A 14961-nucleotide genomic window follows, 5' to 3' on the forward strand; every position below is an offset into this window, starting at 1 on the left:
AACTATGAGTTGGTTTAAAAATATTTTCAAAAAAGAAGAAAAAGAAACTTTAGACAAAGGATTGGAAAAATCCAGTCAGGGTTTCTTCGAAAAAATAACAAAAGCCGTAGTCGGTAAAAGCACGGTAGATGACGAAGTGCTTGATGATCTTGAAGAAATACTTATTGCATCGGATGTAGGTGCGTCTACTACTATCAAAATTATCGAAAGGATTGAAGAGCGTGTTGCGAAAGATAAATACGTCAATGTAAGTGAACTCGATAATATCCTCCGTGAAGAAATTTCCAAATTATTATTAGAAAACCCTCATGCAGGAACCGGTAATATAGATTCCACCAAAAAGCCTTATGTAATAATGGTGGTTGGTGTAAACGGAGTAGGAAAAACAACAACTATAGGAAAATTAGCCCACCAATTTAAATCCGAAGGTAAAAAAGTAGTACTTGGTGCTGGAGATACCTTTAGAGCTGCAGCTGTAGATCAATTAACAATCTGGAGTGAAAGAGTTGGTGTACCCATTGTTAAACAAGAAATGGGTTCAGATCCTGCATCTGTTGCTTTCGATACTGTTCAGAGTGCAGTTGCCCAAGGAGCTGATGTTGTAATCATTGATACAGCAGGAAGGCTTCATAATAAAATAAATTTAATGAATGAACTTTCAAAGATCAAAAGAGTGATGCAAAAGGTTATTCCAGACGCTCCTCATGAGATCTTATTGGTTCTAGACGGTTCTACAGGACAGAATGCTTTCGAACAGGCAAAACAGTTCACAGCAGCTACAGAAGTAAATGCTTTAGCAGTTACGAAACTAGATGGAACTGCCAAAGGAGGTGTGGTAATTGGCATCTCTGATCAGTTTCAAATTCCTGTCAAATACATAGGGGTTGGAGAGAAAATGCAGGATTTGCAATTGTTTAATGGTACGGAATTTGTTGACTCATTCTTCAAGAAGAGATGATTTATATCATATTCTCCTTGAGTTTACAAACACAATTCATGTATATTAACAATTAAAAATTTAGAACTATGGGAATTTTAACTTGGATCATTTTCGGTCTTATCGCAGGTGCAATTGCAAAACTTATTATGCCTGGAACACAAGGTGGTGGTTGGTTAATGACTATCATATTAGGAATCGTTGGAGCTTTCGTAGGAGGATTTGTTGGAAGTTTAATCGGCTGGGGAACAGTTGAAAATTTCGACTTTAGAAGCATGCTATTAGCGGTAGGTGGTGCCCTTATTGTCCTTTGGATATTTGGAATGGCCTCGAAGAAAAGCTAAAAAAATATTTATCAAAATTAAAAAGACCGACTTGAAATTCAAGCCGGTCTTTTTTTAAAACAATATATATAATTTAGTTGATCTTTATTTGATAAGGCATTTCCATTTTTACCTCAGATCTTAATTTCTCATCGGTAATCTGTTGTAAGATTTCGTAATTAGCCTTTCCTATTTTACTTTTAATAACTCTGGCAGAAATATCATCTTCATTTAAATCCTTGAAGATTTGTTCAAATGGAGACATTTTCTTTGGATATGAAGCTACATTATAAGATTTCAATCCTGCTTTTTGTGCTGCAAATTTCACTGCATCATTTAATGTTCCAAGTTCATCTACCAAACCAATTTGTTTAGCTCGTGTACCACTCCATACTCTACCTCCACCTACACTATCAATCTGTTCAAAAGTCTGTTTTCTATTTTGTGTAACAAAATGTACGAATCTCTTATACGTTCCTTCAACACTTCTTGTGATCATACTCACGCCGTAAGGTGTTACCCCATTTAACCCCGAATAATATTGGGAGTTGGCATTCGTAGCAACAATATCTGAACGGATTCCATTTTTATTGGCAATATCTTTATAATAAGGTATTACACCAAAAACACCTATGGATCCAGTTAATGTATTAGGTTCTGAATAAATTTTATCTGCAGCCATAGCAATATAATAACCACCTGATGCAGCATAATCACCAAAAGAAACAATAAGAGGTTTTTTCTTTTTTAATTGCTGAAGTTCAAACAAAATCTCATCTGAAGCATTAGCGCTTCCTCCGGGAGAATTAATTCTGAATACAACAGCTTTTACTTTATCATTTTCCTGAAGATCTCTGATATACTTAATATATTTCTCAGAATAAATTTCATTATACCCATCCCCATTATTAATGGATCCTGATGCATACAATACAGCAATCTTATCACCTGATTTATCTTCATCAGAATAAGAATTGATATACTTACCAAGTGAAATTTTATTCAGTTTATCCTTTTCTGTCAGGCTTAATTTAGATTTAATAAGCTCATCATATTCTGTTTTCTGAATCAACTTATCTGCAAGTCTATATTTTAAACTTTGTTCAGGAATCATCCCATACAAACTGTCCACAATAGTTCTGAACTGTGTAGAATCAATTTTTCTGGAAGTTGCAATTTTTGTTGATGTGTTCTTCCAGATATCATTTAAAAGCGTACTAAGCTGCTCCTTATTTTCAGGCGAAATATCATTTCGTAAAAAAGGTTCTACTGCTGATTTAAACTTACCATGACGAATTACCTCAATTCCAATTCCATATTTATCAGCAAAATCTTTGAAGAAAGTAACCTCTGTAGCTAATCCCTTCAACTCTATCATTCCAGATGGATTAAGGAAATATTTGTCAGCAACAGACCCCAGATAATAAGAAATTTGTGAAGCTGCATTTCCGTATGCATATACAAACTTTCCACTTTTCTTAAAATCCTGAATTGCATTTCTTAAATCATCAATCTGAGTGATACCTGCATTAAGATCATCAGCTTCAATGCTTATTCCTTTAATATTATCATCCGTTTTAGCTTTTTCAATTGCTTCTAACGCCTCATATATTAAAATGCTTTTGTTCTGATTGCTGATATTAAATATTCCAGTTTGCTCTTCTGTAGGACTATCAATTATAATGGTCTTTAAATTTATAGTTAAAACAGAGTTCTTTTTTACCACTACCGATTTATCACTACTCATAGAACTAAACACCAGCATTATGATAAAAAAGAAGAAAAATACAGCACATAGTATGACAATAGCCACTATATTTGCTAAAACATTTTTAAAAAAACTTTTCATATATCAATCATTTTTTAATATGTCGCAACATAAGGTCGTTTTGTTACTAGGGAGTAACCTTGGGGATGGAAAAAAAAATATAGAACAGGCTCTTGAAATGTTAAAATCGGGTGGAATTGAAATGTTAAATATTAGCGTTTTTTTAACATCTGAGCCCGTAGAGTTTGTTAGTTCTAATATTTTTTGTAATATTGCAACAATAATATGCACACATCTTTCGCCTATTCAACTACTTGATTTTGTTAAAAGTATTGAATTTGAAATGGGAAGAGTTAACGATTCAAAAGCATTAGGAGGTTACAATGACCGTATTATTGACATTGATATCGTTAAATATGATGAGTTAAAATTTATATCAGAAAGATTGGAAATCCCACATTTAAAACATCTTTTTGAAAGGGATTTTTCCAGAATATTATTAAAAGATTTTATTTAAATAAAACATAAAACATATTGTATGAAATTAGGTTTATTATTATTGGCCGCGCTGCCTATTGCTACTTATGCTCAGGACAGTACTACAGTAAATTCGTCGGACAAATACCCTAATACATTCTCTTCGGGTTCCGCTAATGTTCAGCCTTTTGACAATAAGGCAAGAAGATTTAACGATTGGTCTATTTCAATCGGTGGTGGTGCTGCATTTATGTCACATGCTGATCTTACTTCATTTTATGATGGAAAGATCAATTGGGGATATAATGCATATATCAGTTTGGATAAACAGATCTCTCACGTTTTCGGTGTTAGTTTAATTTACCAAAGAGGAGAAACTAATCAAAAAGCTAAATTAGATGGTGCTGCAGGTGCAGCCGCTGGTGTAGGTGTAGCCAACACAAGATACGACCAGGTAGCTTTATTAGGTGATGTAAATTTTTCGAATCTATTAAGAAGAGTTGATAATCACTCTCCATACAGATGGGCATTCCATGGGTATGGAGGAATTGGTGTTATGGGATATAATACATCCTTACACGACAACAATGAGTTCAGATGGAGTAATGCTCCTAGAAGAGTTCCTTTATTTATCAAACAGGATTTCGATATTAATTCTATTTTCTACCAATTTGGATTTGGTTTAAAGTATAATGTTTCGAAACTTATTGATATTGAAGCAAGAACAATGTATATCTTAAGCGGTGATGATGAATTTGATGGTGGTGGTAATGCAGGTCCTGCTGATTACGATCCTGCTTCTACAGTGTCTAAGTATAATATGATCAACAAATCAAGATCTGATAATATGTGGACTGTAAACTTAGGGGTATCTTTCAAATTAGGAAAGCATATGTCTCATTTAGCATGGCATGATCCTTTACAAGAGGCTTATTATAGAACAGGTGAACTTGAAAAAGCTACAACTGATCTTGTAGTTTGTGAAAAAGGAGACAACGATAACGACGGAGTTTGTGATGATTGGGACAGAGAACTTAATACTCCTGCTGGTGCAAGAGTAGATGGAGCTGGTGTTGCATTAGACATGGACCTTGATGGAGTTATTGACTTGTATGACAAATGTGTTACAGTTCCGGGACCAGCTGAAAATAACGGTTGCCCAACAGGAAAGTAATCATTCTGAAAAAAATAAATCATTTAATTAACTAAATAAAAAAATACACTATGAAATTAAGTTTAGCAATTGTAGCATTAGCACTGGCTGTACCAACAGCTTCTTTTGCACAAGACTCTACGGCAGTTTCAAATGGAGAATATCCTAATACATTTTCTTCCGGTTCTGCTAATGTTTCGCCTTTTACGCAAAAATCTAAAAGATTTAATGATTGGGCAATTTCGTTTGGTGCCGGTGTACCATTGATGCAATCAGCGGATTTAACATCTATCAAAAATGGTAATGGTAAAAATCTTTTTGGATATTCTGCATATGTGAGTATTGATAAAGCAATTACCCATGCTTTTGGTATTAACTTACAATATGACAGAGGGGAAACCAGACAGGGATTCTTCAACTCAAAAAACTCTGCTCCTACAGATTTAGCTGTAAGAGACAGACTTGGAGCGAGAACTCAATATGATGCGATCTCTATCTTAGGAGATGTTAACTTCTCTAATTTATTAAGAAGAGTAGATAATCATTCAACTTATAGATGGGCACTTCACGGTTATGCAGGTATTGGTACTTTAGCCTACAGAGCATATCTAAAAGATGCTTCGAATAATCAAAGATTAATGACTGAAATCAAACCTTTCAAATTTAATTCTTTATTCGGTCAGGCAGGTGCAGGTCTTAAATTCAAAGTGAATAGACGTCTTGATATCGAAGGTAGAGTAATGTATGTGGTTACCGGTGATGATACATTCGACGGTGGTGGTGCACAATACAGTGCAATTAACCAACGTGAGGAAAACACATCTGATAACTTCTTCAATGCTACTTTAGGGGTTTCTTTAAAATTAGGAAAACACGAATCTCACTTAATGTGGCATGACCCATTGCAGGAGATCTATTATAAACTGGATGTTTTAGCTAACAAAAACCAAGATATCGAAGTTTGTAAAAAAGGAGATGCTGATAACGATGGAGTTTGTGACGATTGGGACAGACAACTTGATACTCCTGCTGGTGCAAGAGTTGACGGTGCAGGTGTTGCCCTTGACACTGACTTGGACGGTGTAATTGATCTTTACGACAAATGTGTTACTGTTCCTGGACCTGTTGAAAACAACGGTTGTCCTACAGCAACGACAGGGCCTGTAAAAGAAGAAGAAAGAACTTTAGAAGGAATTGAATTTGATTTAAATTCTGATAGAATTTTACCTTCAAATACTCCTATCCTTAACAATGCAGTTACTTATATCAATTCTTCAACTGGTTCTTACAGCGTAGTTGGAGCAACAGATACAAGAGGAACTGATGCTTATAACCAAAAATTATCTGAAAGAAGAGCTAATAACGTTAAGAATTACTTAATCAAAAATGGTGTTCAGACAGGTAAATTAAACGCTATAGGTAAAGGAGAGAAAGATCTTAAATATCCTGAATGTGAACCTGCTACTAAATGTCCTGAATGGAAAAACAGAGCAAACAGAAGAGTTTACTTTGAGGCTAAATAATAAACTATTTATTCAATTATATAAAAGTCACGCTTCGCGTGACTTTTTTTGTTATAATACTTTCCTTATTTTTATACCATGATTTCTTCCAACGATTTTGACCAGTTAAAATATAAAACCCTGAAATACTTTTGGGGTTATGATAGTTTCAGAGATTCTCAGGAAGAAATTATTAATTCCATTATCAACGAAAAGGACACATTGGTACTGCTTCCTACAGGAGCAGGAAAATCACTGTGCTATCAGCTTCCCGCTTTATTCAGAGAAGGAGTATGCCTGGTGATTTCGCCATTGCTCGCATTAATGAAAGATCAGGTCAATCAACTTAAGTTTAGAGGAATCGAAGCAGAATATCTTTCATCGGAGCTCGATGATTATGATGCTGAAGTCATTTTTAACCGGTGCAAAGACAGTTTGACCAAATTACTTTATATATCTCCTGAAAGATTAACTAACCGCCAGTTCCTCCAAAATATGGAAGAGATACAGCTGTCCTTTATTGCCGTGGATGAAGCACATTGTATTTCCGAATGGGGTCAGGATTTTCGTCCATCCTATCAAAACATAAAAGAATTTAGAAAAAATAATCCAGACATTCCGTGCTTAGCTCTAACCGCTACGGCTACTCCAAAAGTTCTGGAAGAAATAAAAACTAAACTTGAGCTCAAAAATCCGGTAGTTTTTCAAAAGAGTTTTAAGAGAGAGAATATCAGAATCTTCACCGAAGAGGTTTCCGATAAATATCAGCGTGTCTTTGATATTTTGAAATACAGTAATAGCTCGGGAATTATATATGTCCGTACAAGAAAAGAAGCGGAATTACTAACTGAATTTTTACATAAAAATCAACTGAAAAATGTTGATTACTTTCATGCTGGATTAACTACTAAGGAAAAAAATGCAAAACAGAATCTATGGAATACCAGTAATAATTATGTTCTGATTTCAACCAATGCTTTTGGTATGGGTATCGATAAAGATAATGTACGTTTTGTTGTCCACTACTCTCCCTCACCATCACTGGAAAATTATTATCAGGAAATAGGTAGAGCCGGAAGAGATGGACAGGATAGTTTTGCTTTTTTACTCTGGAACAAGCAGGAGATCGCCAATTTTGAACAGATCTTAAAAAATCAGATTCCTAATAAATCAGAGTTCCTCAGGATCATCACGTATGTCTACTCTATTTTCCAGGTTGCAGAATATGAGCTTCCTGAAAAAGTGTTTCAATTAAATATCAACGGAATTCAAAATTTCACCAAATTATCGATAGCAAAGATCAAAAATGTTCTGAACTTTCTGCATAACCAGGAAATCATCTATTTTAATGATAATAAAAGCCTGTCTTCTTTGGAACTCCTTATGCAGGCAGATGAAATAGAGCAACTTCCCAAAAAAGATGCTTATTTTATTGAGCTAATGCTTCGTACTGTTTCTGGAATCACAACACATAAGGTAATGTTCAGTGAGCAAAACGTAAGCAATAAGATTGGAGTAGGAATTCCATTAATAAAAGAACGCCTTAAAGAACTTCAACAGAAGAACTATCTTGAATATGTAGACGGAGCTTTATCAAGCATTAAATTTCTAAAACCAAGAGATGAAAGAACTATTAATGGTGCATATTGGAAGTTATTTGAACATATTCAAAGAAATAAAATCCAGAAATGGGAGGAGATGAAATTCTATGTCGAAAATAATGACTATTGTAAAATGAAGCTTATTTTGTCTTATTTTGGGGAAAAGAATTCTAAGACATGTGGACAGTGTTCTGTTTGTGAAAAAAATAAGCAAACCATTTTCGGAAAGAATATTTCTACTCACCTTATTTCATTACTAGCTAAAAAACCATCAACTATAGAAGAGCTTTCCATCCAACTAAGTTATCATTCAAAAGAGAATATTTTAGAGAACCTCATCTATCTTTTAGATTTGGGAAAAGTAAAAATGTTGAACTTTAGAACCTATTCGCTCGCATAAATTTCGTAAAAAGCGCAAATAAGATATACTAATATTTAATTTCCAATCCTCAATAGAATCTAAACCTCCATTTCGAATTTTTAAATCATTAAATTTTTCAATTACTAAAAGACCCCTTATCTTTGTCATATGAAATCATTGAAAGTCGTTTTTTTAGGCACTCCAGAGTTTGCAAAAAATGCATTAGAAGCCATTCATCAATCACATCATAAAGTCGTAGGCGTTGTAACCGTGGCTGACAAAGCAAGCGGACGTGGCCAGAAGATTCATCAGTCACCTGTAAAAATATTTGCAGAGGAAAATAATTTAACTGTTTTTCAACCTGAAAAATTAAGGAATCCCGAATTTTTAAAGGAAATAAAAGACCTTGATGCTGATGTTTTTGTGGTGGTTGCCTTTAGGATGATGCCCAAAGTTCTTTTTGAAATGCCTAAAATCGGAACTTTCAATCTTCATGCATCTCTCCTTCCTGATTATAGAGGAGCTGCACCTATTAATTACGCAGTGATCAATGGTGAAGAAAAAACAGGAGTAACCACATTCTTTATTAATGAGAAAATAGATGAAGGAAATATTTTGCTTCAGAGAGAATTAGAAATACTTCAAGATGAAAGTGCGGGAAGTCTTCATGACCGACTAATGATAGTAGGTTCAGAACTCGTTGTTACTACACTGAATGGACTTGCTGAAAACTCTATTGAGGAAAGACCACAGCCTCACGTTGAGCATCCAAAAAATGCTTTTAAAATTTTTAAAGAAGATACCAAAATCAATTGGAATACACCTTCAAAAACTGTCCATCAGTTTATCCTGGGAATGTCTCCTTATCCAGCTGCTTTTACAGTCTTAAAAATTGGTGAGGAGGATAAAGGATTGAAAATATTTGGGGGTAAGTTCGAAGTTTCAGGTCATGATAAGATGCCAGGAACATTAGAAATTTCTAAAAATACTTTTAAAATTTATACCCAAGATGGAATCTATGAACCTTTAGAGCTTCAGTTAGAGGGTAAGAAAAGAATGACTATTAAAGATTTCCTGAATGGTTTCAGAAATTTTGACGAAATAAAAATGGCTTGATTACTCAAGCCATTTTCTATATTATTAAAGTAGATTAAATATTCTACAATTGAACCATTTCTGTAACTTCTACATCGTATCCTCCAACCTGAGGTTTTATATCTGGATTCTGAGTTAATACTTTGAATTTATTGATTCCTAGGTTTTTCAAAATCTGCGTTCCAATACCATAGTCCCTATAATTATAGGCTAATGTTGGATGTTGTTGCTGACCATCCTGATAATCCAGAAACTGTTGTAATTTCTTTAACGTATTTTCAGAATTGGAGACGTTATTTATAAAAATAATAACTCCTTTTCCTTCTTCATTGATCATTTTGGTTACTTTTTCCAGTAAAGGAGTTTCCCCATTATTCAATCTCGTTAATACATCAAAATAAGAATCAGAAGACTGAACTCTTACCAATACAGGTTCATCTACTGTCCAAGCTCCTTTTGTCAATACAAAATGAATCTGCTCGTTAGATGTTTCTCTGAAAGCGAAAAAATCAAATTCCCCGTAATGAGTTTTTACCTTTCTCTCTTCAATTCTGTCAACAAGATTTCCTTTTTTAAGCTGATAATGAATTAGATCTTCAATAGAAACAATTTTCATATCATGCTTTTGAGCGAATGCATACAAATCAGGAAGACGAGACATGGTACCGTCTTCATTCATAATTTCACAAATAACTCCACCCTCTTTTAATCCTGCTAAATGAGTAAGATCAATTGCAGCTTCTGTATGTCCGGCTCTTTTTAATACCCCTCCTTTCTTTGCACGAAGCGGAAAAATGTGCCCTGGTCTCATGAAATCAGTTGGCTTGGAATTTTCATCCATCAAAGCCAGGATTGTCTTCGCTCTGTCTCCAGCAGAAATCCCGGTAGAAGTACCATTTCCTAAAAGGTCAACAGATACTGTAAAAGCTGTTTCTTTTGGATCACTGCTTCTGCTTACCATAATATCTAAGCCAAGCTCATCACATCTTTTTTCAGGAAGCGGCATACAGATAAGACCTCTACCATGAACCGCCATAAAATTGATCAATTCAGGAGTCGTAAGTTCTGCAGCACATAGAAAATCACCTTCATTTTCTCTGTTCTCATCATCTACTACTATGATTATCTTACCATTTTTAAGGTCATCAATAGCCTCAGGAATAGTATTTAATTTAATATCAGACATTTTTACTTTAAATTTGTGCAAAGATACTTATAAAAATAAGCATCTCCCAATTAATATAAATGGTTTGTTAGGCTTTGATTAAAGAGTCTTTAGCTTTTCTGAAAATGTCATAAGAATCAAGTCTTTTTTGATGATCGTAAATATGAGAATTGATGATCAGCTCATCTACATTAAATTTTTCCTGAAAGCTTTTTAACTTTTCTTCAATTTCTGACTGATCTCCAATAAAGCTATATCTCAATTTCTGCAATACAGCCGATTTTTCCATAGGAGACCAAACATCATCCATATCAGCGACGGGCGGAGCAAAAGGTTTTCTATCATTTCTTATTATATTAAGGAATGCCTGAAATAATGTAGTAGATAGTTGGTGAGCTTCTTCCGAAGTTTCAGCGGCAGTTCCATTGACACAAGCTAAAATATATGGTTTATCTAACTGTTTTGAGGGTTCGAAATGTTCTCTATAAATATTGAAGGCCATTTCCATTTGCTCTGGGGCAAAATGTCCCGCAAAAGCATAAGGAAGTCCAAGTTCTGCAGCCAGCCATGCACTATCTGTACTAGATCCCAAAATATAAAGAGGTATATCTAAACCTTCTCCCGGAATGGCACGAACCAAGGCATTTGAATTTTCTTTAGAAAAGTATTTTTGCAGTTCTAAAATTTGTCTTGGAAATTGTTCATTAATAATAGCAGGATTTCTTCCTAAAGCCTGAGCCGTCAAACCATCAGTTCCTGGTGCTCTCCCAAGACCAAGATCAATTCTTCCAGGAAAAAGAGATTCCAATGTTCCGAATTGTTCAGCAATGACAAGAGAGCTATGATTTGGAAGCATAATTCCCCCGGAACCTACTCTTATTTTTTTTGTACCATTGGCAATAAAACCAATAAGAACTGAAGTAGCGGAACTGGCAATGCTTTCCATATTATGATGTTCGGCAAGCCAGAATCTTTTATAATCAAGATTTTCAGTAAAGTTTGCTAAAGATAAACTGTCCTGAAAACTATCATGAATACTTTTCCCCTGTTTTACTGGTGCAAGGTCCAAAACAGATATTTCAAAATTTTTCATATCGAGATGTTAATTTTTTTAAAGGTGATATAGAATCTCCTTTGTCAATTTCATAAATATAAACTTGAGGTTTAAAAAACCGAACAAATTTAAAACATAAAAATCACATTAGTTACTTTTTGTAATTGATAAGTCTGATTGCCTAGTTCAGGCAAAAACTATTGAAAATTTTTAAATATTAAGTACATCTTTCGTAAATGAATTTTAGAAAGCTGGGTATGTAAAAAATTTTGCCGGTATATAGCTATTTTGTTTTGGAAAGATCTTCAACACACATCTTATTTTACACTTTCATTTCAAACTATTACAATCGGCTAATCATTATTAAAAACCACATATTATTAGTGCTAATAATTCATCAATAAGAGAAATAAAATATTAAATTTGTATTTAAGATTCAAATAGATCAAATTTTAACACCACTTAAAAAGTATTATTATGAACAAAAATTTAAATGACTTATTTCAGAAAGTATTGACAAAAAAAGCGGTCATGGTAAGTTTTATCATTGCCCTTACTTTAGCTTCTTGCAATAAGAACAATGAAGATATTATGGAGGAGCCTCAAACAAATACCTTTATTAAAAAAGGACAGTTTGGAGGCCAGGCCATTACTTATGAGAGAAGGAATGGAATGAATTTTTTCCAGGGAGATATTGTTCTTTCGGACCGGCAGTTAACGGAAGATAATTCAGTTAATAAAGGAGGCGCCAGCCCTTCAAGATGGCCAGGGGGCAAAATTTATTATACCGTTGCCAGTAATATGGGTTCCATAAATGCAAATAAAATCACTAATGCAGTTAATGAGTATAATAATAAAACAAATACTCAATGGATTCCCCGTACCAATCAGACCAACTATGTCGAATTTATTTTCGGAAGTTCATCAGGATATGATGGATGGGCACATATTGGATACAGAGGCGGAAAGCAAAACATTTCTCTGGATCAAAATATTTCTTTAGGATCAGTAATTCATGAAATGGGGCATACTGTAGGACTTTATCATGAACATTGTCGCAAAGACAGAGATCAGTATGTAAGTATCCAATGGAACAATATTCAAAATGGGCAGGCCTATAATTTCGACATCTATGATTCAGGAACAGACATAGGTCCATTCAATATTAATTCTGTGATGATGTACTGGCCAGACTCGTATTCTAAAAACGGACAACCTACCATTAAAAGGGCGAATAACACAAACTTTACATATAATAGAACCGGATTTACAACTGGTGATATCAATACGATCGATACCATGTATCCTTAGTTTTCAGCCAAAGGTTTATCATATAATTGGGGAAAAGAATTTTTATGAATTCTTTTCCTTTTTGTAATTATAATGATTGATCAAAATTCTTATTTCATTAAACTCAAAATCATTCGGTAAAGCACCTTTCCATTCTGTAAGTGTCTCATGTGGTTTTTTATAAAATTCTTTTTCAAAAGCTTTGATCTTATCTGAAGTAATCACTCTGGAAATATCCAATAACCCCTGCTCTGCAAACTTTGCCAGATGCCCGATTACCGTTTCCTTAACCAGCCCTCTTTCTAAAGAAATTTCACCAATGGTTTTTCCCTGTTCAAACAATTGAAACGTCAAAACCTGGGAAGGAACTTTTGCAATTTTTAAATTAATTTCTTTATCATTTTTTTCATCTAAAAGCTTTGTCTCCAATAAATGAACCTCTTTTAAACTATTTAAATATTCTTCAATATCTTCCAACCAGTTTCTGAAATCTTCATTATATTGTTTTAATCCTTTTGCTCCTTTTATTTCAGCATAAAATTCCTTCAAAGGATTAAAAATCTTGTCTCGTATTTCAGTGAAAAAGAAATTAACCGCCCCTTTCGCTTTGCTTTCGATCTCAGACCACTCCTCTTCCTTACTGACAAAAAGATCTATTTTCTGATTTAAGACACGTTCTAATTTTCCGAAGATCTTTCCAAGTTGTACGATCTCATGCTTTAATTGAAGATAAAGCTGATTGGTTTTTACATGGTCAATACTTTTGGTGGTAATGGATAAGTTATTCCACTCTTCAATCTCTTTAAGAAACCAAAGACTATCCAGTGTACGAAGCACTTTTTTAATACTGTAATCGTATTTCTCTTTATTTAAAATAGTTTCAACCTGATCATTAGCAAATGTATCTCCCTGAAATTGTAGTATACGTGTATCTTTAAATATCACTTCGGGAGTGATTTTAGATTTTAGAATAATCCCCTCCAGCGTTCTGCAACGTGATAAAGCAACATACACCTGTCCGGCTGTAAAACTTTTTCCAGCGTCAATAATCACTTTATCAAATGTCAAACCCTGACTTTTATGAATGGTTACAGCCCAAGCCAATTTGATAGGAAACTGTTCAAAACTTCCTAAAACCTCTTCTTTAATATTTTTATCGGTATCAAGAAAATATTTCTTCTGTTCCCAGACTTCTCTCTTTACCACAATTTCTCTTTCACTTCCTTCTAAAACAACCCTAATTTCATTTTCATCAAGACCAATAATCTCCCCAAGTTTTCCGTTAAAATATTTTTTCTCCGGAGAAATATCATTTCTTATAAACATGACCTGAGCTCCGATCTTCAATTCCAGAAACTGCTCGTTAGGAAACTGATTTTCTTTAAATTCACCAAAAAGTTTAGCTTCATAAGTGCTCGGATCAACTTTTATTTCTGTTAATTTCTGTTGATTGATCTCATCTGCCATTCTGTTATGGGAACACAGGTACACATAGGAATCCTGCCCTGTTTGAAAATCAGGATCATATCTTTCGTTTAAATGGTCAAAATCGATATTGGCAACATCACCGTCTCGGATGGCATTTAAAATTTCAAGAAATTCCTGATCAGACTGTCGGTAAACCTTTGTCAATTCAATGGTAATTAAAGGAATTTCTTTGATCGCATGACTATCAAAAAAGAAAGGAGATTGATAATAAAGTTTCAAAACATGCTCATCTCTTACTACTGGCGGAAGCTGATAAAGATCACCAATGAACAACATCTGAACACCTCCAAATCTTTGGTTGTTCCTTCTTACAAATCTTAATGAAAAATCCATCATATCCAGAACATCAGCCCGCAACATAGAAACCTCATCAATAATGATGATCTCAACTTCTCTTAAAAGCTTAAGTTTATCTTTTCGATACTTAAAATGATGCATCAGATCAGCAATATTATTTGCCAAACTGCTATCTATTCTTTCCGTAGTGGGTAAGAAAGTCCTTAACGGCAACCCAAACATAGAATGAATGGTAACACCACCCGCATTAATAGCGGCTATTCCTGTAGGAGCTATTACAATGTGTTTTTTCTTTGTTCTTTTTACAAAGTCATTAAGAAAAGTTGTCTTACCGGTTCCTGCTTTTCCTGTAAGGAAAACACTTCTGTTGGTATGTTCTATTATGTCAAAAAAATGATTGTTCATCGTTGCCAAAATTACGGAAAATGAATTTGAAATCCTTCTTATGGC

Annotated in this window: 11 protein-coding genes and 1 pseudogene; 8 read left to right on the forward strand and 4 right to left on the reverse strand. The window is 34.1% G+C overall.

The window, feature by feature from the left end; translation table 11 throughout:
• Nucleotides 1-4 precede the first annotated feature (4 nt).
• Together ftsY and AC3WRL_RS05140 are read left to right on the forward strand one after the other, a co-directional pair.
• Nucleotides 5-958 carry a signal recognition particle-docking protein FtsY gene (ftsY, locus tag AC3WRL_RS05135; protein WP_492329856.1) on the forward strand — a complete coding sequence of 318 codons (954 nt, stop codon included), beginning with the start codon at nucleotides 5-7 and terminating at the stop codon, nucleotides 956-958.
• A 68-nt stretch (nucleotides 959-1026) separates the two neighbouring features.
• Entirely contained in the window at nucleotides 1027-1281 is a 255-nt protein-coding gene (locus AC3WRL_RS05140) for a GlsB/YeaQ/YmgE family stress response membrane protein (protein WP_214832992.1), read from the forward strand.
• Nucleotides 1282-1354: 73 nt separating this feature from the next.
• Here the strand turns inward: AC3WRL_RS05140 and sppA are convergent, their stop codons facing one another.
• Nucleotides 1355-3109: a signal peptide peptidase SppA gene (sppA, locus tag AC3WRL_RS05145; RefSeq protein ID WP_492329857.1), complete on the reverse strand. Its 1755-nt coding sequence runs from the start codon at nucleotides 3107-3109 to the stop codon at nucleotides 1355-1357.
• A gap of 19 nt (nucleotides 3110-3128) precedes the next feature.
• Between sppA and folK the strand changes: the two genes are divergently transcribed.
• The 5 genes and pseudogenes from folK (at nucleotide 3129) to fmt (ending at nucleotide 9238) form a co-directional block, all read left to right on the forward strand.
• Nucleotides 3129-3545, forward strand: a complete 417-nt coding sequence (gene folK, locus AC3WRL_RS05150) for a 2-amino-4-hydroxy-6-hydroxymethyldihydropteridine diphosphokinase (protein WP_214833221.1) — start codon at nucleotides 3129-3131, stop codon at nucleotides 3543-3545.
• A gap of 21 nt (nucleotides 3546-3566) precedes the next feature.
• Nucleotides 3567-4670: pseudogene (locus AC3WRL_RS05155) on the forward strand (OmpA family protein); the annotation flags it as partial.
• Nucleotides 4671-4729: 59 nt separating this feature from the next.
• Nucleotides 4730-6181: an OmpA family protein gene (locus AC3WRL_RS05160; RefSeq protein ID WP_214832998.1), complete on the forward strand. Its 1452-nt coding sequence runs from the start codon at nucleotides 4730-4732 to the stop codon at nucleotides 6179-6181.
• Between the two features lie 78 nt (nucleotides 6182-6259).
• A complete protein-coding gene (locus AC3WRL_RS05165) occupies nucleotides 6260-8161 on the forward strand; it encodes a RecQ family ATP-dependent DNA helicase (RefSeq protein ID WP_492329858.1) in 1902 nt (633 codons plus the stop codon).
• A 129-nt stretch (nucleotides 8162-8290) separates the two neighbouring features.
• Nucleotides 8291-9238: a methionyl-tRNA formyltransferase gene (gene fmt, locus AC3WRL_RS05170; RefSeq protein ID WP_214833002.1), complete on the forward strand. Its 948-nt coding sequence runs from the start codon at nucleotides 8291-8293 to the stop codon at nucleotides 9236-9238.
• 43 nt (nucleotides 9239-9281) lie between these two features.
• Here the strand turns inward: fmt and ribB are convergent, their stop codons facing one another.
• On the reverse strand, nucleotides 9282-10403 hold the full coding sequence (gene ribB, locus AC3WRL_RS05175) for a 3,4-dihydroxy-2-butanone-4-phosphate synthase (RefSeq protein WP_214833004.1): 1122 nt from the start codon (nucleotides 10401-10403) through the stop codon (nucleotides 9282-9284).
• Nucleotides 10404-10470: 67 nt separating this feature from the next.
• On the reverse strand, nucleotides 10471-11475 hold the full coding sequence (locus AC3WRL_RS05180; protein WP_492329859.1) for an LLM class flavin-dependent oxidoreductase: 1005 nt from the start codon (nucleotides 11473-11475) through the stop codon (nucleotides 10471-10473).
• Between the two features lie 438 nt (nucleotides 11476-11913).
• Here AC3WRL_RS05180 and AC3WRL_RS05185 point away from each other — a divergent pair, with 438 nt between their 5' ends.
• Nucleotides 11914-12747, forward strand: a complete 834-nt coding sequence (locus AC3WRL_RS05185; protein WP_492329860.1) for a M12 family metallopeptidase — start codon at nucleotides 11914-11916, stop codon at nucleotides 12745-12747.
• A gap of 42 nt (nucleotides 12748-12789) precedes the next feature.
• On the opposite strand, the gene AC3WRL_RS05190 is transcribed toward AC3WRL_RS05185, so the two are convergent.
• Nucleotides 12790-14916 (reverse strand): helix-turn-helix domain-containing protein, encoded by a 2127-nt coding sequence (locus AC3WRL_RS05190; protein WP_214833010.1) that lies wholly within the window; start codon nucleotides 14914-14916, stop codon nucleotides 12790-12792.
• Nucleotides 14917-14961 lie beyond the last annotated feature (45 nt).

This window comes from Chryseobacterium sp. FW101-FHT12H09 (assembly GCF_058790395.1).